The sequence below is a fragment of the Halostagnicola sp. A56 genome, assembly GCF_000691505.1.
Lineage (GTDB): Archaea > Halobacteriota > Halobacteria > Halobacteriales > Natrialbaceae > Halostagnicola.
Genome location: NZ_JMIP02000019.1, coordinates 44397 through 63491 on the forward strand (window position 1 = coordinate 44397; position 19095 = coordinate 63491).

Sequence of the window (19095 nt, forward strand, 5' to 3'; positions counted from 1 at the left end):
CGTCTCGAACCCGAGTACCGCGGGTTCCGTCTCGTGGCGCTCCGATCGCGGGCGTTCGCGGCTGTTCGGTTACGGGACGAGGTGTACGGACACTCGCGGGACGGATTATGGACGACCACTCACAGGACGGCCTACGGACCGCCACCCACGTGGCGGACTCCGGACGACCGCTCGCCAGCCGAACCTGTTCGTCCAGACGACAGTCGTGGGTACCAATCACATACCTCAAGAAACTTCCACGCCTAGTGGCGTTCGAATGTCGACACAGCTCGACCCGCTTTCCCTGTCGGCCGATCTGTTGTACGCGGTCAAGACGGACGGCGATTCGCGGGACTTCGAACGCCGCCTCGCCGCGTTCGACCGATCCCGACTGCGGCGAGCGCTCCGCGGGCGAGCGCGCCGACTCGCTTTCTGGCTCAACTGCTACAACGCATACCTCCGGTTGCGGTGTGCGGACGATCGGTCGGTTTTCGATGGCGGTTCGCTCGAGCGCTGGAAGTTCTACGCCCGCGACCGAATCCCGATCGCGGGCGTCCGGCTCAGCCTCGCAGACATCGAGCACGGCCTGTTGCGCGGTTCGAAACACCCGTGGGGGTTCGGCTACCTCCCCCGGCCGTTTCCCTCGTCGTTCGAACGCGAGTTTCGACTCGAGGCCGTCGATCCGCGGATCCACTTCGCGCTGAGTAAGGTCCGCGAACGAGGCCCGCCCTCGACCGTGTTTTCGCCGGCGGACATCGACCAGGAACTCGAGTTGACGACCGAATGGTATCTCGAGGACACCGTCGTCCACGAGGCGAGTTCGAACATCGTTCGGGTTCCGTTCGTCTTCCTCTGGTATCGCGGCGACTTCGGCGGTCGAGCAGGCGTCTACGAGTTCCTGCGGGAGTACGACGTACTTCCGGAACGAACGCCGCGACTCGAGTACGTGAGTGCCTATCGCGAGGACTGGTCGGTCGATATCAAGTCGAACGACGACCGGGAGTAGGCCGCCCTGATTTACTGAAAACTGCTGCTGGCGTACCGATCACTCCTCGGGATACTCGAGGGTGACCGACTCGGCCTCGAAGTCCTCGAGGAACGCGCCGCTGCCGCCGATTCTGTACCGTTCGCCGTCGACGTCGATCTCGAAGGAGTTCTCGACGGGAATCGTCGAGGTAACCGGCCGGACGAGACTCTGCTGGACGGAGACGACGGTTCCCGAGAGTTCCGCGGGGAGCGACCGATCGCCGACGGGCGACCCCGTAACCGTCGCCCGGAGCGTGGTGTTTGCGGCCTCGTGGAGCGCGACCTGAAACACCGCGTTCCGAAAGCCGTCGTAGGTCTGCGGGAGCGTCGCCGGTGTGGTTACGTAGCACTCGTCCGCGGTCGGCCAGTAGTTCGCCAGAAACGACCCGACGAAGACCGGCACGAGCTGTTCCTGACGCAGGGCGATCGCCTTCGTCTCGCTCGTCGAACTCGTCAGCAACTGACTCGGCGCGAGCAGCCCGTGGCGCTGGTCCGCCGTCATCATCGTCGGAACCAGCGCGTCCCAGGTTCGAACCGTACTCGCCGTCCCGGTCAGCGTCGCGATGTCCGGTTCGTTTCGCTCGGTCGCACCGAGCAAGAGCAAGACGAGGACGCCCCGATCGACGGTCTCCTCTAACGTCGACCGAACCTGGGGCAGTACTTCGGCCGGCAGGGAGAGGGTGACTTCCGTTTCGGCGTTCGAGAGCAGCGCCTCGATCCGCTTTAACACCGTCTGCCGGGATTTGATCACCTCAAACTGTTCGCCGGTCCGCTCGGTCGCGGTGTACCGCGAGCGGATCCCCGGCTCGATCGCCTCGACGCTCTCGGTGAGGCGATCAACGACCTCGTCCGGCGGAACGGGCCTGATGACCGTCGGCACCGCGTGGTCGTCGACCTCCACGAATCCCCGTTCCTCGAGCGCTTCGCTGATGCTGTAGACGTACCGTTTGGAGACGTCTGCGGCGTCCGAGATCGTACTCGCCTTCGACTCGCCGTGTTCGAGGATCGCGAGGTACGTGTCGATCTCCTTCTCGGAGAGTCCGAACCGCTCGAGCAGGTCGGTGAGCCCGTCTTGATCCATGTATAACCAGTACGTCACAGATCGGATCGATGCCTGAAAAAGATTCGTTGTGCGGTGGGGATTCCACATCGATCGTCTAGGTCGTCTCGATGCTGCTGCGTCGATGCGTATCCTTGGAGTTGCCGTCCACCACTGTCGCACTCGCGGCTATCGAACCACTATCGCCGTGGAGAAAAGTGAGAATAAATTTTACAACAAACTTTAATTCGTGCGGACCGTACCGGCGATTTCACTGTCGTTTGCGACCATTTATACGCGATGGTGACCGAACAAGAGATCAATGGCGCAAGCGGGAAACTCCGAACTCGTCGACGCGTTCGAGCAGTTCTTTCGGAACTACTGCGACAACGAGGTGAAACAGCTTGCCCAGCAGTATCCAAACGAGCAGCGCTCGCTGTTTATCGACTGGCAAGATCTCTACCGGTACGACCCCGACCTCGCGGACGACTATCTCAACCAGCCCGAGCAACTCCAGCGCTACGCGGAGGAAGCGCTTCGGCTGTACGACCTCCCCATCGACGTCAGCCTCGGCCAGGCACACGTTCGTATACGAAATTTACCCGACACCGAGTCACCGGAAATTCGGGATATCCGCGCCCAGAACATGAACAAACTCGTTCAGGTTCGAGGCATCGTCCGCAAGGCGACCGATGTCCGCCCGAAAATCGAAGAGGCGGCCTTCGAGTGTCAGCTCTGTGGGACCCTCAACCGAATTCCACAGTCCACCGGCGACTTTCAGGAACCACACGAGTGTCAGGGCTGTGAACGGCAGGGACCGTTTCAGGTGAACTTCGACCAGTCCGAGTTCGTCGACGCCCAGAAGCTCAGAATTCAGGAAAGCCCCGAAGGCCTACGCGGCGGCGAGACGCCCCAAGCGCTCGACATCCACGTCGAAGACGACATCACGGGAGAGGTGACGCCCGGTGATCACGTTTCCGCCGTCGGCGTCCTTCGCCTCGAGCAACAGGGCAACCAGCAGGAAAAGTCCCCAATTTTCGATTTCTACATGGAGGGGATCTCCGTCGATATCGACGAAGAGCAGTTCGAGGACATGGACATCACCGAGGAGGACAAAAAGGAGATCGTCCGCCTCTCGACCGAAGACGGCATCTACGAGAAGATGGTGGCCTCGATCGCGCCGTCAATCTACGGCTACGAGCAGGAGAAACTCGCGATGATGCTCCAACTCTTTTCGGGCGTCACCAAGCAGTTACCCGACGGCTCGAGGATCCGCGGCGACCTGCACATGCTGCTGATAGGGGATCCCGGTACGGGTAAATCTCAGATGCTAGGGTATATCAGAAATATTGCACCAAGATCCGTCTACACCTCCGGAAAGGGTTCGTCCTCGGCGGGTCTGACCGCCGCTGCCGTCCGCGACGATTTCGGCGACGGACAGCAGTGGACGCTCGAGGCCGGCGCGCTGGTTCTCGCCGATCAGGGAATCGCAGCGGTCGACGAGTTAGATAAGATGCGTTCGGAGGACCGCAGTGCCATGCACGAGGCTCTCGAGCAGCAGAAGATTTCGGTCTCGAAGGCGGGGATCAACGCGACGCTCAAATCGCGGTGCTCGCTGCTGGGCGCGGCAAACCCCAAGTACGGTCGCTTCGACCAGTACGAGCCAATCGCCGAACAGATCGACCTCGAGCCGGCGCTGATCTCCCGGTTCGATCTGATCTTTACAGTCACGGACAATCCGGATGAGGAGAAAGACCGGAACCTCGCAGAGCACATCCTGACGACGAACTACGCCGGGGAGTTGACGACCCAACAGGAGGAGATGACCTCCCTCGAGGTAACGACCGACGAGATCGAGGAGATGACCGATCAGGTCGACCCCGAGATCGACGCCGAACTCCTGCGCAAGTACATCGCGTACGCAAAGCAGAACTGTCACCCACGGATGACCGAGGAGGCCAGAGAGACGATCCGCGATTTCTACGTCGATCTCCGGCTGAAGGGGACCGACGAAGACGCGCCCATTCCCGTCACGGCACGAAAGTTAGAGGCGCTCGTTCGCCTCGCGGAAGCGAGCGCGCGGATCCGTCTCTCGGATACCGTCGAGGCCGGCGACGCCGAACGGGTCGTCGAGATCGTCCGCTCGACGCTACAGGACATCGGCGTCGACCCCGAGACCGGCGAGTTCGACGCGGACATTGTCGAGGCCGGGACCACGAAGTCCCAGCGCGACCGGATCAAGAACATCAAACAGCTGATCAGCGACATCGAAGCGGAGTACGACGACGGCGCGCCGATGGATATCGTCCTCGAACGGGCCGACGAGATCGGGATGGACCAGTCGAAAGCCGAACACGAGATCGACAAGCTCAAACAGAAAGGCGAGGTCTACGAGCCGAGTACGGACAATCTCCGGACGACGTGATCCGCCACGCGTTGGCCGAGGCGGTATCGTAAACGAATCGCCCGCGATTTTAAATGCGGTAACGGAGCCAATGGCGGCATGGTCCAAATCGCTGCGAGTACCGAACGTTGCAACGGCGTGACGTTCGTCAGCGCTATTCTCACGAACGATCGGACGACTCCACAGCGGGTTCGTCTCGAGAGCACGCTCGAGCCGGTCTGGCCACCGCGGCGAAACGGCGTCGTCGTTCCCGAGTGGGACGGCGAGCGCTGGCAGGGACGACTCGAGCCAGACAGCCGGCGAGGGATCGGATTCGCGAGTCCGGCGGCAACGATAAACGAACCGCTCAGGTTCGTCGGTGCGGAACGAGCACCGGATCGGGCGAAAATCAACACCCGAACGATCCGCTCGAGTCTCGAGCGATGGGAGCCGCCGGCGGGAGTTGACGGTCGACGATGATCGTCGCCGTTGCCGGCGGGAAAGGTGGCGTCGGAAAGTCCACGATCGCGTTGAACCTCGGAGCGGAACTGGATGCACTCGTCGTCGACGGAGACCTCGCAATGGCGGATCTTCCCCGCGGACGGGGTCCCGACCTCCACGACGTGCTCGCTGGACGGGCGGACCCGCTCGAGGGAGTCCGACGTGTCGGGGCTACGCACCTGCTCCCGTGCGGACGATCGTTGGCAGGCGCTCGAGCGGCGGATCTAGGACGGTTCGAGACGGTCATCGAGAGCGTCGAACGAGAGTTCGGACGCGTCGTCATCGACTGTCCTGCGGGGCTCGCGAGCGACGTCGGCACGCAGCTGTACGTCGCGGATGCAGTCGTCCTCGTTACGACAGACACAGCGGAAGCGATCGCCGATGGGCTCAGAACGAAACGATTCGCACTCGAGGCAGCGACGCCGATCGGAGCGGTCGTACTGAATCGAGCGTCCGTCAGTGCCGAGCGCAAGCGGACGATCGAACGCACGCTCGGCGCGTCCGTCGTCACCGTCCCGAGTTCGGATGAAGTTCACGATGCGCGTACGAAGGGGCGTCCCGTTCGAGAGTGTGCTCCCGACGCCGTCGTGACGACGCGAATCGAGACGCTCGCAGAAACCATCGCGCGGTGCGAGCGGCAGTAACAACCGGTTGTATGTGCTATCCGCGTGAGGAGGTCCGTATCGGCGACTAACACTCCTCGAGAAGACGGATCGTCGAGCGAATCGTGACCGGGTTGACGTCGGCGACCGCTCCAGCAGACGCCTGCGTAATCCCGTTACAATCGGGGCAATCGTTCGCCGCGACGTACAGACACGCTGCTGCGACGCCGCCCGGGTGTCGACCTCCGATCACGCGGTTTTCGAGGAGCGTTTCGACGTGCTCACGAGCGCACCGTTCGATGGTCGTATCGAGGTCGAGTTTGGATGCGAATCGGGGGAGATACTGCGTCGGATCGATCGGTCCGGTTCGGAGCCCCAATTCCTCGTTGAGCGCGTCGTAGGCGGATTTGAGTTCGGACTCGTCGGCACGGGCGACGTCGATGACTTCCGAGAGCGTACGGGCCATCGATACCGTTCGACAGACCGCATACACCGCCGCTGCTGCGAACCCCTCGAGCGACCGGCCGCGAAGGAGATCCTCGGACTGAGCGGATTTGAAGAGCGAGCAAGCCTGCTCGCGGGTCGAGTCTGGGAGCGACAGTTCGGTTGTCAATCGCTTGATCTCGGTGAATCCGTACACCTGATTTCGCTCTGCCTTCGTGGAGATCCGGGCCCGGTTGTGCTCTCTGCGCATCCGGGCGAGTTGGCGGCGTTTGCGTCCAGTCAGTCTGGATCCAGAGCCGGAGCCGTATCCGATTTCCGTTGACAGGCCCCGATCGTGTCGAGAGCGAGTCAGGGGAGCCCCAGTCCGACGCCGATCGGTATCGTCGTCCTCGAACGAGCGCCACTCGGGTCCGTGATCGATGGCGTTCTCGTCGGTGACGAGCCCACACTCCTCACAGACGATCTCGGTGCCGGCGGTTCGAAGTTGTCCATCGCATTCTGTACAGTTCAGGTTTGTATTGCCGTCGTCCATTCGCCTCTCGTGATAATATACTAATACCAATGGTATTTAAAATATACTAATTGGTTGGGGTTCCAACATTGTTCCGGAGTACACATAATTCGGATTCGGGAGATGAAAAGACGCTCGAGGCGAGCACAACGCAGGAGGGAAACGGTGACCGAAATCGGGGGTTAGCCGAGAAGTCGACGGACGAATCCGCGTTCGTCAGCCCTCGAGTCCGCCGAACCGGCGTCTCGATCTTCGAGGACGAGTTCGTACTGATCGATGAGTTTCTGTCGTTCGGCCTCTTTGGCCTCGAGTTCTCGCTCGAGGGCGGCGATCCGAAGGCGGAGACGCGTCCGTTCGATCCTGGCTGAGAGGGGGTCTCGCGTTCGAGGCGTTGGTTCGGTGTGTTCGGCAGGCGCGCGATTCTGCCGAGTGGTACTGTCATTGGCGGTTCGCTGGACGCAGTGGGTGGGGGTCTCGGGAGGCCGATACTCGACGGACATCGATCGCATATAGGTTTTCTGGCCGCAAAAGGTTCAGTCAGTCGGCCGTCAGACGCGTCAGACAGAGCGCATGCGGACGAACGACAGGTGACAGTGCAGTTTGACTATCTTCCCGACCTCACTCGCGAAGGTGCTCGAGAACGCCCTCGGTGTCGTTCGGGACCGGTTGTGGCTCGCTCCCGGCGGCGGCCGCCGCGTCGGGGTCTTTGAGCAGGTGGCCCGTCGTGAGACAGGCGACGCGTTCGTCGTCGGTAACGACGCCCTCGGCGCGGAGTTTCCGGAGGCCGGCGACCGAAGCGGCGGAGGCGGGTTCGACACCGATCCCTTCCGCCGCGAGGTCTCGCTGTGCGTCGGTGATCTCGTCGTCCGAGACGGCGACTGCGGTGCCGTCGGTCTCACGGATGCCGGGCAGCGCCTTCGGCGCGTTCACCGGGTTGCCGATCCGGATCGCCGTCGCGCGCGTCTCGACGTCGTCCCAGCGTCGAACCTCGTCGGCGTCGTTCTCGATCGCCTCGACCATCGGCGCGGCACCCTCCGCCTGCACGCCGGTGAGCTTTGGTACGTCCTCGAGCGGCAGGTCTCCGACCTGGACCAGTTCGCGAAACGCCTTGTACAGCGCCGAGGTGTTGCCGGCGTTGCCAACCGGGAGTACGATCCGATCCGGGAACGCGCCGTAATCGTCGCGGAAGGCCTCGAGAATCTCGAGGCCAATGGTCTTCTGGCCCTCGAGTCGGAACGGGTTCAGCGAATTCAGGAGGTAGGCCTCGCCGCGGGCGGCCAGCTCCTGGACGATGTCGAGACAGGAGTCGAAGTTGCCGTCGACCTCGAGGATCCGCGCGCCGTGGAGGCTCGCCTGTGCGATCTTGCCGGCTGCGACTTTCCCGGCGGGGAGCAGAACGAGCGTTTCCATCCCGCCGCGCGAGCCGTAGGCCGCGAGCGCGGCGCTCGTGTTCCCGGTCGAGGCGCAGGCGAGTCGGTCGACGCCGAGTTCCTTCGCGACCGCGACGCCGACGGTCATGCCCCGATCTTTGAACGAGCCGGTCGGATTCATTCCCTCGTGTTTGATTCGCAGGGCCTCGACGCCGACATCGTCCTGGAGACGCGGTACCTCGTACAGCGGCGTCGCGCCCTCCTGGGTCGTCACGCCCGACTCGAGCGGGAGCGCGTCGGCGTACCGCCAGACGCCCTGGCCCTCGAACTCATCGAGCGAGGGGAGGTCGGTGTAGCGGACCTCGAGCAGTCCGTCGCACTCGTCGCAGGTGTAGCGAATATCGGCGAACGGCGCGAACGTTTCACCGCACTCGATGCACTCGAGCCAGGCACCGTCTTCGGCGTCGACGGGAGGTTCTGGCTGTTCCGCGGCAAGACTCAGACTCATTATCGGCGAGAAGAGCGGGATGGGCAAAAAGTGAGTGGGTTCGTCCTGTACGATACCGCCTGGACCGCCCTACTCGAGGAGCCAACTCAGCAGCGCCTTCTGTGCGTGCAACCGGTTTTCCGCCTGATCGAAGACGATCGAGCGGTCGCTCTCGATGACGCCGTCGGAGATTTCCTCGCCGCGGTGGGCGGGCAAACAGTGCATCACCGAGGCCTCTGGCGCGTGCTCGAGTAGGTCTGCGTTGACCTGAAAGCCCTCGAAGTTGTCCATGCGAACGTCGCGTTCGTCCTCCTGGCCCATGCTGATCCAGACGTCGGTGTAGACGACGTCGGTATCCGCGACGGCCTCGACGGGGTCGGTCGTGGTCGTAAGCTTCCCGCCCAGATCGGCCACCCGGTCGACGACCTCGTCGTCGATCCCGTAACCGGCGGGCGTTGCGACGGTCAGATCGATCCCCGCGAGCGCGGCACCGATCGCGAACGACTGGGCGACGTTGTTGCCGTCGCCGACCCAGGCTGCCGAGACGCCGTCGAACGCGTCGCTCGAGGAACCGCCCTGTTGCTCGCGGATCGTCAGCAGATCGGCGAGCGTCTGGCAGGGGTGGGCGTCGTCGGTGAGGCCGTTGACGATCGGCACCGAGGAGTACTCCGCGAGGACTTCGATGTTCTCGTGTTTAAAGACGCGAGCCATGACCGCGTCGACGTATCGCGAGAGCGTTCGCGCGGTGTCTTTGAGCGGTTCGCCGCGACCGAGTTGAATGTCGTCCGCGCCGAGGAACACGGCGTGGCCGCCGAGTTGGGTCATCCCCGTCTCGAAGGAGACGCGAGTCCGCGTACTCGGCTTCTGGAAGATCATTCCGAGCGTCTGGCCCGGGAGGTCCTCGTGGTTTTCCCCCTGTTGCTGTGCTCGTTTGTACCGCTCCGCGCGCTCGAGGATCGTCTCGAGTTCCGGAGCCGAGAGGTCGTCGATGTCCAGTAAGTGTCGTGTCGTCATTGGGTATCACCGCGGAGGTCGGCCGCGACCGACTCGAGGACCGAAACGGAACGATCGAACTCCGACAGCGACAGGCGTTCGTTCGGCGCGTGATCGAGATCCGAGTTGCCGGGGCCGTAGGTCGCCATCGGACAGTCCCAGGTACCGGCGTAGAGGTTCATGTCGCTGGTGCCGGTCTTGCGTAGCAGTCTGGGGTCTGCGTCTTGGTCGCGGATCGCCGCACGAAACGCCCGCGCGACTTCGGTCCGCGGGCTCTCCATGACAGGCGGGATCGGCTCCGCCCAGGAGACGGTACCGATCTCGAGTTCGGCTTCGGCGGTCTCGCGAACGGCATCGGCGGTCAGCGTCGGCGGGATGCGCAGTTGTACCTCGAGCGTCGTCTCGACCGACAGACCGTCCGCGCTCGAGCCGCCGTCGACATCGACGGGTTTGGCCGTCACGCGCTCGAATACGGGGTGGTACTCGTCGTCCGCGAAGGCGTCCTCGACGGCCGTCCACCAGTCGATCGCGTGCTGGATCGCGTTTGGTTCCGGCCGGGAGGTGTGTCCGGACTCGCTGGTCGCGACGTAGGTGCCCGCGAGAAAGCCTCGATAGCCGAGGGTGATCCCGGTCGCGCCGCTTGGCTCGCCGTTGACGACGGCGTCGGGTTCCTCGCGGTCGACGACCAGATGGCGCGCGCCGCGGGAGTTGGTCTCCTCGCCGACGACGCCGACGAAGGAGACGCCCGTTCGAACGGCGGCGACGGCCATCGCGGCGAGCGGGCCGGTCGCGTCGACGCTGCCCCGACCCCAGAGGACGTCCTCGCCCTCCTCGCTTGCGACCTCGGCCTCGAGGTCGTCCGCGTCGGCCGGACGAACGTCGACAGGAATCTCGCCGGGAACCGTGTCGACGTGTGAGGTCAGCAAAACCGCATCGTCGGCCGGCGCGCGAACGTTTCCGACATCGTCGGTCCAGGCCTCGCGGCCGTTTGCGGTGAAGAACTCGACGAGGCGTTCGGCCGCCTCGCGTTCCTCGCCGCTGGGCGAGGGAATCGAGACGAGATCGATCAGCAGGTTCCGCGCGTTCTCGGGCGTGACGTCGGTCGGTTCGGGTTTGCTCGCGTTCATACGTGTACTCAGGAGTCGGATGCGACGACCGCTGTCAGCGCGTCCACGAGTTGATCCGCGTCGTCCTCGTCGATCACCAGCGGCGGCAGCAAGCGCAGGACGGTCCGCCCCGCGGGCAGCGCCAGAACTTGTTCGTTCATCGCCAGGTTGCGCGCGGCGCGGTTCGCGCCACGTTTCAGCTCGATACCGATGAGCAGGCCCTCACCGCGGATCTCCCGTACCTCGTCGCCGATGGCGGCCTCGAGTTCCGTCGTGAGGTACTCGCCCATCTTGGCGGCGTGGGCGGGCCACTCCTCCTCGACCAGCGTCGAGACGGTCGCGTGAACCGCCGCGGTGACGACGGGGCCGCCGCTGAAGGTGGCGTTGTGCGAGGCCGCGCCGTCGGCGATCCAGTCGTCGACCGCGATCGCGCCGACGGGCAGGCCGTTACCCAGGCCCTTCGCCGTCGTCAGGATGTCGGGCGTGACGCCCGCGTTCTGACAGGCCCACATCGATCCCGTCCGACCCATGCCGGTCTGGACCTCGTCGAAGACGAGCGCCGCGCCGGCGTCATCGGTGAGTTCGCGGGCGGTCTCGAGGTAGCCCGCCGGCGGGACGTTGATCCCGCCCTCGCCCTGGATCGGTTCTAAGATGACCGCCGCGGTCTCGTCGTCCACGGCGGCCGCGAGTTCCTCGCTATCACCGTAGGGTACGAACGCAACGTCGCCGGCCAGGGGTTCGTAGGGCTTCTTGTACTTGTCTTTCCAGGTGGCCGCGAGCGCCCCCATCGTCCGGCCGTGAAAGGAGCGGGTCGCGGCGACGATCTTCGACTCGCCGGTCGCCGAGCGGGCGAACTTCAGTGCTGCCTCGTTCGCCTCGGTACCGGAGTTACAGAACCAGGCCTGATCCAGTCCGTCCGGCGTCGACGCGACGAACGCGGCGTAGGCGTCCTCGCGCGACTGGACGGGGTACGACGAGTCGACGAACGTCAGTTTGCCGACCTGGTCTTGGACCGCGTCGACGACCGCCGGATGGGAGTGACCCAGCGGCGTACACGCGAAACTCGCACCCGCGTCGATGTACGCCGTGTCCTCCGCCGTGTAGAGGTACGGTCCCTCGCCGCGCTCGATGCCGATCGGCTTGCCGCCGGATACGAAATCGTGGTCGCTCATTCTGTGGCCTCCGTTTTCGCCTTCTCGTCGTCCTCGAGCGCTCCGGGCAACAGGGTCGTCCCGTCGCCGTCGAGCGCGCTCGTGATCGGTTCGTCCGCGTTCGCGTCGGCGACGACGACCGAGGCCGCCCCGCCCTCGAGTGATTCCTCGGCCGCCATCACCTTCTTCGTCATGAACCTTCCGCAGCGTCTTTGACCGCCTCGAACGCCGCGGGCGTCGCCGCCTCGTCGATCTTCGTCGACTCGTCGTCCGGGTCCTCGTAGATCCCAGAGACGTCGGTCAGGAGGACGAGGTTCGCCTCGAGCGCGCCCGCGACTGCGGCGGCCGCGCGATCCGCGTCGGCGTTGACGGCGGTGTAGCCGCCGTCTTTCTCCGCTCCGAGTACCGGAACGGAGACGACAGGCGTGTACGAACTCGAGAGCAGCGTCTCGAGTAGCTCCGCGTTGACCGACTCGATCGTTCCCGAGTGGTCGCCGCGTTTGATCTTCTTCTTCCCGTCTTCTTTGACGCGGACCGCGGACTTGCGCTTGCCTGAGAGCAGCTTTCCGTCGGTGCCGGTAAGCCCGACTGCGTCGACGCCCTCGTTCTGGAGGGCCTCGACGAGATCCGTGTTCAGTTTGCCGGGCATCACCATCTTGAAGACGTCCATCGTCCGATCGTCGGTGAATCGGCCGACGACGCCGCCGGGCGTCTCGACGTAGGTCGGCTCCTCGCCGAGTTCCTCGAGCGTCTCGTCGACGGCTGTCGAACCGCCGTGAGTGAGGACCACGTCCTCGCCATCCTCGACGAGCGAGGCGACGTCAGCGAGTGCGCCTTCGGGGTCGACGGCGCGCGCGCCGCCGATCTTGACGACGGTTACCATCTACGGTGCCCCCACGGGGTGTAATCCCGTAAATTCGAGTCCGGCGGTCTCCTCGAGACCAAGCGCGATGTTCGCCGCGTGGACGGCCTGTCCGGCCGATCCCTTCATCATGTTGTCGATGGCCGAAAAGACCACGACGCGCTTGTTCGACGGATCGAGTTCGAAGCCGACTTCGGCCATGTTCGTACCCGCGATCGCCTTCGGTTCGGGGTAGCGATAGACACCCGAGCCGCCGGCGGCCATCCGGACGAACGGCTCGTCCTCGTATTCGCCGCGGTAGGCCTGCCAGAGGTCGCCCTTCGAGACCGGTCCCGACGGGAAGACGTGACTCGTCGCGCTCGCGCCCCGGACCATGTCCACGGCGTGGCAGGTAAAGGAGACCGAGGTGCCGAGGAACTGCTCGATCTCGGCCTCGTGTCGGTGCCCCGTCGGCGCGTACGGGCGAACGACGCCCGAGCGCTCGGGGTGGCTCGAGGCTTCGCCGCCGCCGGCTCCGCCTTCGGAGGAGCCGACTTTCACGTCGACCACGATCTGTTCGTCGCCGTCGAGGATCTCGTGTTCGAACAACGGATACAGCCCGAGAATCGTCGCCGTGGCGTTACAGCCGCCGCCGGCGATCAGCTCCGCGCCCGCGAGGTTCTCGCGGTTGATCTCGGGGAGCGCGTACTCCGATTTCTCGAGGTACTCCGGCGCGTCGTGGCCGTCGTACCACTCGTCGTACTGGGCCTCGCTCTCGAGGCGAAAGTCAGCCGAGAGATCGACGACGGTGTCTGCAACGTCGAAGAACTCGTCGATCTGTCCCATCGACACGCCGTGGGGCGTCGCGGCGAAAAGCACGTCGACGGACTCGAGATCGTCGGGTTCGGTAAATCGAAGGTCCGTCCCGCGAAGCGGCGGATGGACCGAACCGACGCTCTTGCCGGCTTTCGAGCGGCTGGTCACTTCGGCGAGTTCGATGGTCGGGTGGCCGGCGATCAATCGCAGGAGTTCCCCACCCGTGAAGCCGCTCCCGCCGATGATACTGGCGGTAACCGCCTCGGTGTCCGTGCCGCCGTCGTCCAGCGAGTCGACCGCCATCAGACGGTCACCTCGAGTTCGGCATCGGACGCCGCGACGGCTTTCCGTTCGATCCAGTCGACGACGGTGCCCGCAACGTCGGTCTCGACGGCCGAATCAAGCGCCTTGAACTCGACGGTGTGGTTGACCTCGTGGACGGTGTAACTGTCACCGGTTTCCATCAGATCGACGCCGAGCAGTCCGCCGCCGACGGCGTCGCTCGCGTCTTCGACGAGGGCTTTCGCTTCCTCGTCGAGTTCGAAGACATCGGTCTCGGCACCTTTGGCGGCGTTCGTGAGCCAGTGATCCGAAGAGCGGGCCATTGCCGCAACGGGTTCGCCGTCGATGGCCAGCACGCGGATGTCGCGACCCGGCTTCTCGACGAACTCCTGGACGTAGAACACCTTGTGTTCGTAGTGGCCGAGCGTCGCCTTGTGCTCGAGGATCGCTTCCGCGGCGTCTCGAGAGTCGATTTTGGCCATCAGGCGACCCCAGGAACCGACGACGGGTTTGAGGACGCAGGGATAGCCGAACTTCTCGATGGCCTCGAGCGCGCTGTCTTTGGTGAACGCGACGGTCGTCTCGGGCGTCGGCACGCCCGCGGCCTCGAGCGCGAGGCTGTTTTTGACCTTGTCGGCGCAGATGTCGGCCGTTTCGTTCGAGTTGATGATCGGAATGTCGTACGCCTCGAAGAACTTCGTCGCGTACAGGCTCCGGCTCGTCGCGAGACAGCGATCGATCACGATGTCGAGATCGGCGAACGAGTCGGGCGCTCCCGAGATGTCGAACGTCTGCTTGCGGACGTCGATCTTTTCGACCTCGTGGTCGCGGTCGCGAAGCTCCGAGAGGAGCAGCTTCTCGTCCTTGCGGATTCGTGAGTAGAGGAGTCCTACTTGCAAGGTTACTCACCCCAGTCCTCTTCGAGCTCGGGGGCCCGTTCGAGGACTGGCGGCGCGGTGTCGACGACTTCTAGCTCTGCTCCACAGGTCGTACAGTCAACGATCTCTCCAACTTCCAGATCGTCGTGCAGGGCGATGTCAGCCCCACACTCGACGCATTCGGTCATTGTACTCCCAACTGGGAGGTGATTACCCTTAAACCTGTCGAACCTAACAGCACAATTACAATACTGCACGCCCCACTAACGGTGCCTACGTGTCTTTTTCAGGAATATCCATACCGATATATCAGAATACAGTTGTATATTGGCCCCGCGGGGGCCGCCGGGGTAACGGGGGCCTAAACCCGATTGGGGCCCGACCGGCCAGAGCGTGTGTCGAAATCGCGTCACACATACGCACCCACCTCCTGGCGGAGTAACGCATGTGCGCTCGCGAGTCGGTCCTCGAGGTCGTCGAACTCCTCCCGGTCAGCCTCGAGCGCTTGCCGACCGGACTCGAGTTGGTCTCGGACGGTCGACGGGGCGGGTCCGCCCTTCGAGTCGCGGCTGGCAACGCTCTCGGCCGGATCAAGCGCCGCTTCGACCGCGGCCGGATCGACGTAGCTCTCGAGCGGTTCGCCCAAAACCTCGGCGGCCGCGGCCTCGACGGCCTCGAACTCGTCGTCGGTGTCCGCTTCGGCCGCGCGTGCGACCACCTCGTGGGCGGTCCGGAACGGCAACCCGTTTGCCGCCAGCAGATCCGCGACGCCGGTCGCCGTCGAGAAGCCGGCACCCGCCTCGTCGGCGAGTTCGGCTTCGTTCCAGTCGGCCGTCGCGACCGCACCTGCTGTGACTTCCGCCGCATCGCGGACGGCGTCGACCGCCTCCCAGGCGTGGGTCGTCGCGCGTTGCAAGTCGCGATTGTACGCGCGCGGGAGTCCTTTTAGCGTCGTCGTCAACCCCTGTACCTCGCCGGCCGCGTCGCCGGCGACCGCGCGGACGAGTTCGAGCGTATCTGGATTTTTCTTCTGGGGCATGATCGACGACGTTGAGGAGTAGTCGTCCGACAGGGAAACGAAGCCGCGGTTCGCGAAGATGATGACGTCCTCGGCGAGTCCCGACAGCGTCGTCGCGTGCGTCGAGAGCGTCTGCGTCGTCTCGAGCAGGAAGTCGCGGCTCGAGGAGGCGTCCATCGAGTTCTCGAGGACGGAGTCGAACCCGAGCAGGTCGGCCGTCCGCTCGCGGTCGATGTCGAACGTCGTCCCGGCAAAGGCCGCCCCGCCGAGGGGCGACTGGTTGATTCGACCGTACGCGTCCAGCAATCGAGCCGTATCGCGACGGACGGCGTTCTCGTAGGACAGCGCCCAGTGGCCCACGGTGATCGGCTGGGCCGGCTGGAGGTGCGTGTAGCCGGGCATGGTTGTTTCGGCGTGTTCGTCGGCGACCTCGAGCAATGTCTCGCGAAGCGCGAGGGTCGTCTCGATCGCCGAGAGAACGTCCTCGCGGAGGCGATACCTGATGCAGGTCGCTACCTCGTCGTTGCGCGAGCGGGCGGTGTGCATCTTGCCGCCGTCGGGGCCGACCTGTTCGATAACGGCGGTCTCGATCGCCTCGTGGACGTCCTCGCCGTCGGGGAGGTTCTCGTGGCCCTCGACCTCGATCGCATCGAGCGCGGTGAGAATGTCGCCCGCGACCGTCGGCTCGATGATCCCGCGCTCGGCGAGCATCACGACGTGTGCGCGGTCGACCTCGAGATCCGCCTCGAAAATGCGCGCGTCGGCCTCGAGCGAGGAGAGAAAGCTCCGTGCGGGCCCGCTGCTGAACCGCTCACGGCGGACGACGCCCTCGCTGTTTCCGTCGGCGTTCCCGCCGTCAGCGTTCTCTCCCGTCATGGTTATTCCTCGCTCGAGTCGTCGCCGCCGTCGGTCTCGACCGAAACGGCGTCGCCGTCGATACTCTCGATGGCGGCGTTCGCGAGGCGGCGCTGGAAGCCGTGGTACTTCGCGACGCCAGTGGCGTCTTCCTGTTTGATCTTGCCGACCGTTTCGGTGTCGAAGGAGGCGTGGGCCGCCGAGTACGCCGCGTACTCGCTGTCACGAGCGACCGGGCGGGCCTTGCCGCCCTCGAACCTGATCGTCACGGTTCCGGTGACGCGTTTCTGGGTTTCGGCGATGAATCCCTCGAGCGCGTCGACAAGCGGCGCGTCGATCAGGCCCTCGTAGCCCTTCTGAGACCACTGCTGATCGATCTGCTGTTTGAACTGGCGCTCTTCTTGCGTGAGCACGAGGCCCTCGAGCGCTTCGTGGGCGTTGAGCAGCGTCGTCGCCGCCGGGTGCTCGTAGTTCTCGCGGACCTTGAGACCGAGCATGCGGTCTTCCATCGAGTCTGTACGACCGACGCCATAAGAGCCGGCGAGGTCGTTGAGGGTCTCGATCAGGTCGATCGAGTCGTACTCCTCACCGTCGATGCCGACGGGGTAGCCCTGTTCGAACGAGATCTCGATCTCTTCGGTCTCGCCGGTCGGCTCGTCGGTCCACTCGTAGATGTCAGTCGGCGGAACGTAGCTCGGGTCCTCGAGATCGTCTCCCTCGACCGAGCGGCTCCAGAGGTTGGTGTCGATCGACCAGTCACCGCCGCTGCCGCCCTCGACGGGCAGATTCTTCTCGTCGGCGTACTCCTGTTCCCACTCGCGTGTGAGCCCGAGTTCGCGCACCGGCGCGATGACCTCGAGGTCGGAGTCGCGCCAGATCGCCTCGAATCGAAGCTGGTCGTTTCCTTTGCCCGTACAGCCGTGTGCGATACCGGTACAGTCGTTTTCTTCTGCGACCTCGAGAATCGCCTCGGCGATCACCGGGCGAGCGAGGGCGGTTCCAAGCGGGTAGCCCTGATAGGTCGCGTTCGCGCGAACGCTCTCGAGACAGAGCTGTGCGAACTCCTCCTTTGCGTCGACGACGTAGTGTTCGAGGCCGAGCGCCTCGGCCGTCTCTTCGGCCTCGTCGAACTCGGAGGCCGGCTGTCCGACATCGACGGTGACGCCGATGACGTCGTCGTATCCGTACTCTTCCTCGAGCAACGGGACACAGACCGTCGTGTCCAGGCCGCCCGAAAACGCAAGTGCCACGCGTGTCATATCGTACTCGAGTGAAACGGCAGGGGAGACTTAAATTCATTGGTTTTAACTACGTAAAAATACGTCAGCAGCGCCGCTATCTACGAAATCGGTAGTTCGTGGGTTGGAAAATCGCCGGTGGGGGAAGGAGATGGTTCGGGCTCAACGAGCCCGCCGCGGTCGCCGCCGGGAGACGAACCTGTCGGTCACGGAATCGCGGTTCCGAACGCCGACCAGATTGCTCATTGTCCCCAATGAGCGACTCGACGTACTTAAAACCTTCTTGTAGCGACGACGGCCACTGTGTGTGTCAGTCGCGCTTCGGGAAGTATCGATCGGACTTCGAGAGCAACGATACCAGACTGGAGACGGTAAACCGGAAACACGCCAAAACGCGAACTCCCTGACAGAGGTCCCTCGCGTCGCTGGACAGTTGCTGGAGACGCCGAGCTATTCGTCGTCGGATTCCTCGGACAGCGTCAGGACGTTCTCGCGACCGATCCGGAAGACGTCGATCTCGTCGTCCTCGCGCAACCCGCCTACGACCTGACTCGTCTTCGCTTCGGTCCAGTCGAGTTCCGAAACGACCTGCTGTTGTTTGAGTCGACCGCCGCGTCTCTCGAGCAACTGCAACACGCGCTCTTCGTTGCTCAGGAGATCCGACGGTGGCGTCGCGGGTTGATCGGTCTCAGTGGCACCCGCCGCAGGCGCATCGGGACGATCCTGGGGTTCCGGGCTCGATATGCCACCATCGCGTCTGAAAAACCAGCCAGCCACGACGGCGGTCGTCGTGACGGCGACGAGAACGAGCGCGATAGCCAGCGTATCGAGCGGCACCGAACGAGGCTCGTCGTCGGCCGGCGTCGACTCGTTCGGCTCCGTGCTCTCTTCGATCAGTTCGATCTGTGGGGGTTGCCCGTTGGAGCCCGTGTCCTCACCGTCCCACGTCGCGACGTTGTCCTCGACCGACTGGGGCTGTGGCTCGGCGGCGGTCATGTTGTAGGACTGCGGCCAGCTAATTCTGAGCTCCGAGGCGTCGTCGAGCATAAATCCGGCGAGTGCGCTCCCCGCTTCCATCCGGTTCAGTTCGACGTAGGCGAACGATTCCCACTCGAAGGAAAACCGGACGTGTCCGTACTCTCGAGGAGTCGAGGTCTTGTCCGTTTCGACGGTGAACCCGGAGAGGTTCATGTCCCGACCGGTTTCGTTCTGACCCTCCTCGAGTGTCTCCTGCCAGTTTGCCGATTCCTCCTCGATGTAGGTCTGGTTGTTCGAGTTGATGTCCGTTTTGAGTTCCTCCCACTGCTCGTCCGTTTCAGTGTCGTTACCAATGTTGTATTGGTAGTCAACGGAGACGGTCGCGTTGCCGTCCGACTGCAGTTCTACTTCGGTGACGATGGTATCGGCGTCGTCGAGCGTCAGTCCGTCCGCCGAGTCCTGCTGTAACGCGGCGGAAGAACTCGAGCCGGTGTCGGCCATCGCGACCGCTGGCGAGCCCACCACGAGCACCACACTCGTCACCACGAGCACACAGATCAGGGCACGAAGCCCCCTCCCGACCATTGTACGGTGATG

The 19095-nt window shown here is 64.1% G+C and carries 17 protein-coding genes and 1 pseudogene; 5 read left to right on the forward strand and 13 right to left on the reverse strand.

The window, feature by feature from the left end:
• Positions 1-256: 256 nt before the first annotated feature.
• Positions 257-985 carry a DUF547 domain-containing protein gene (locus tag EL22_RS10180; RefSeq protein ID WP_050051402.1) on the forward strand — a complete coding sequence of 243 codons (729 nt, stop codon included), beginning with the start codon at positions 257-259 and terminating at the stop codon, positions 983-985.
• A gap of 39 nt (positions 986-1024) precedes the next feature.
• Here the strand turns inward: EL22_RS10180 and EL22_RS10185 are convergent, their stop codons facing one another.
• Positions 1025-2086 carry a TrmB family transcriptional regulator sugar-binding domain-containing protein gene (locus EL22_RS10185; protein WP_050051403.1) on the reverse strand — a complete coding sequence of 354 codons (1062 nt, stop codon included), beginning with the start codon at positions 2084-2086 and terminating at the stop codon, positions 1025-1027.
• A gap of 280 nt (positions 2087-2366) precedes the next feature.
• Between EL22_RS10185 and EL22_RS10190 the strand changes: the two genes are divergently transcribed.
• From EL22_RS10190 to EL22_RS10200, 3 genes are all read left to right on the forward strand, one after another.
• Positions 2367-4469: a minichromosome maintenance protein MCM gene (locus tag EL22_RS10190; protein WP_050051404.1), complete on the forward strand. Its 2103-nt coding sequence runs from the start codon at positions 2367-2369 to the stop codon at positions 4467-4469.
• Positions 4470-4547: 78 nt separating this feature from the next.
• Entirely contained in the window at positions 4548-4907 is a 360-nt protein-coding gene (locus EL22_RS10195; protein ID WP_050051405.1) for a hypothetical protein, read from the forward strand.
• Complete coding sequence (locus EL22_RS10200; RefSeq protein ID WP_050051406.1) at positions 4904-5572, forward strand: AAA family ATPase; 669 nt, start codon at positions 4904-4906, stop codon at positions 5570-5572. The genes EL22_RS10195 and EL22_RS10200 overlap by 4 nt, the downstream gene beginning before the upstream one ends.
• A 46-nt stretch (positions 5573-5618) precedes the next feature.
• On the opposite strand, the gene EL22_RS10205 is transcribed toward EL22_RS10200, so the two are convergent.
• A complete protein-coding gene (locus EL22_RS10205; RefSeq protein WP_050051407.1) occupies positions 5619-6506 on the reverse strand; it encodes a transcription initiation factor IIB family protein in 888 nt (295 codons plus the stop codon).
• A 68-nt stretch (positions 6507-6574) separates the two neighbouring features.
• Between EL22_RS10205 and EL22_RS17195 the strand changes: the two genes are divergently transcribed.
• The gene (locus EL22_RS17195) at positions 6575-6853 is read left to right on the forward strand and encodes a hypothetical protein (protein WP_156184100.1); all 279 of its coding nucleotides are present in this window, start codon (positions 6575-6577) and stop codon (positions 6851-6853) included.
• A 250-nt stretch (positions 6854-7103) separates the two neighbouring features.
• On the opposite strand, the gene thrC is transcribed toward EL22_RS17195, so the two are convergent.
• From thrC to EL22_RS10265, 11 genes and pseudogenes are all read right to left on the reverse strand, one after another.
• Positions 7104-8363: a threonine synthase gene (thrC, locus tag EL22_RS10215; RefSeq protein ID WP_050051409.1), complete on the reverse strand. Its 1260-nt coding sequence runs from the start codon at positions 8361-8363 to the stop codon at positions 7104-7106.
• Positions 8364-8432: 69 nt separating this feature from the next.
• Entirely contained in the window at positions 8433-9356 is a 924-nt protein-coding gene (gene argF / locus EL22_RS10220; RefSeq protein WP_050051410.1) for an ornithine carbamoyltransferase, read from the reverse strand.
• The gene (locus EL22_RS10225) at positions 9353-10462 is read right to left on the reverse strand and encodes a [LysW]-lysine hydrolase (RefSeq protein WP_050051411.1); all 1110 of its coding nucleotides are present in this window, start codon (positions 10460-10462) and stop codon (positions 9353-9355) included. The genes argF and EL22_RS10225 overlap by 4 nt, the downstream gene beginning before the upstream one ends.
• An 8-nt stretch (positions 10463-10470) precedes the next feature.
• A complete protein-coding gene (locus EL22_RS10230; RefSeq protein WP_050051412.1) occupies positions 10471-11613 on the reverse strand; it encodes an aspartate aminotransferase family protein in 1143 nt (380 codons plus the stop codon).
• Positions 11610-12475 (reverse strand): annotated as a pseudogene (locus EL22_RS10235) (acetylglutamate/acetylaminoadipate kinase). The gene EL22_RS10230 and the pseudogene EL22_RS10235 overlap by 4 nt, the downstream one beginning before the upstream one ends.
• On the reverse strand, positions 12476-13552 hold the full coding sequence (gene argC / locus EL22_RS10240) for an N-acetyl-gamma-glutamyl-phosphate reductase (RefSeq protein ID WP_050051413.1): 1077 nt from the start codon (positions 13550-13552) through the stop codon (positions 12476-12478).
• A complete protein-coding gene (lysX, locus tag EL22_RS10245) occupies positions 13552-14430 on the reverse strand; it encodes a lysine biosynthesis protein LysX (protein WP_050051414.1) in 879 nt (292 codons plus the stop codon). Before lysX ends, argC begins: the two co-directional genes overlap by 1 nt.
• 2 nt (positions 14431-14432) lie before the next feature.
• Positions 14433-14597 carry a lysine biosynthesis protein LysW gene (gene lysW / locus EL22_RS10250; RefSeq protein ID WP_050051415.1) on the reverse strand — a complete coding sequence of 55 codons (165 nt, stop codon included), beginning with the start codon at positions 14595-14597 and terminating at the stop codon, positions 14433-14435.
• 221 nt (positions 14598-14818) lie between these two features.
• Positions 14819-16303, reverse strand: a complete 1485-nt coding sequence (gene argH, locus EL22_RS10255) for an argininosuccinate lyase (protein WP_050051416.1) — start codon at positions 16301-16303, stop codon at positions 14819-14821.
• 2 nt (positions 16304-16305) lie between these two features.
• On the reverse strand, positions 16306-17541 hold the full coding sequence (locus tag EL22_RS10260) for an argininosuccinate synthase (protein WP_050051417.1): 1236 nt from the start codon (positions 17539-17541) through the stop codon (positions 16306-16308).
• Positions 17542-17970: 429 nt separating this feature from the next.
• Positions 17971-19083: a hypothetical protein gene (locus EL22_RS10265; protein ID WP_050051418.1), complete on the reverse strand. Its 1113-nt coding sequence runs from the start codon at positions 19081-19083 to the stop codon at positions 17971-17973.
• Between the last annotated feature and the right edge of the window lie 12 nt (positions 19084-19095).

Bases quoted from the DNA above. Each gene is read 5' to 3' on its own strand.
- EL22_RS10230 (WP_050051412.1), bottom strand. From the start codon at position 11,613: ATGAGCGACCACGATTTCGTATCCGGCGGCAAGCCGATCGGCATCGAG.
- EL22_RS10260 (WP_050051417.1), bottom strand. From the start codon at position 17,541: ATGACACGCGTGGCACTTGCGTTTTCGGGCGGCCTGGACACGACGGTC.
- EL22_RS10265 (WP_050051418.1), bottom strand. From the start codon at position 19,083: ATGGTCGGGAGGGGGCTTCGTGCCCTGATCTGTGTGCTCGTGGTGACG.
- EL22_RS10200 (WP_050051406.1), top strand. From the start codon at position 4,904: ATGATCGTCGCCGTTGCCGGCGGGAAAGGTGGCGTCGGAAAGTCCACG.
- thrC (WP_050051409.1), bottom strand. From the start codon at position 8,363: ATGAGTCTGAGTCTTGCCGCGGAACAGCCAGAACCTCCCGTCGACGCC.
- EL22_RS10205 (WP_050051407.1), bottom strand. From the start codon at position 6,506: ATGGACGACGGCAATACAAACCTGAACTGTACAGAATGCGATGGACAA.
- argC (WP_050051413.1), bottom strand. From the start codon at position 13,552: ATGGCGGTCGACTCGCTGGACGACGGCGGCACGGACACCGAGGCGGTT.
- EL22_RS10225 (WP_050051411.1), bottom strand. From the start codon at position 10,462: ATGAACGCGAGCAAACCCGAACCGACCGACGTCACGCCCGAGAACGCG.
- EL22_RS10195 (WP_050051405.1), top strand. From the start codon at position 4,548: ATGGTCCAAATCGCTGCGAGTACCGAACGTTGCAACGGCGTGACGTTC.
- EL22_RS10185 (WP_050051403.1), bottom strand. From the start codon at position 2,086: ATGGATCAAGACGGGCTCACCGACCTGCTCGAGCGGTTCGGACTCTCC.
- EL22_RS10190 (WP_050051404.1), top strand. From the start codon at position 2,367: ATGGCGCAAGCGGGAAACTCCGAACTCGTCGACGCGTTCGAGCAGTTC.
- lysW (WP_050051415.1), bottom strand. From the start codon at position 14,597: ATGACCGAATGCGTCGAGTGTGGGGCTGACATCGCCCTGCACGACGAT.
- argF (WP_050051410.1), bottom strand. From the start codon at position 9,356: ATGACGACACGACACTTACTGGACATCGACGACCTCTCGGCTCCGGAA.
- argH (WP_050051416.1), bottom strand. From the start codon at position 16,303: ATGACGGGAGAGAACGCTGACGGCGGGAACGCCGACGGAAACAGCGAG.
- EL22_RS10180 (WP_050051402.1), top strand. From the start codon at position 257: ATGTCGACACAGCTCGACCCGCTTTCCCTGTCGGCCGATCTGTTGTAC.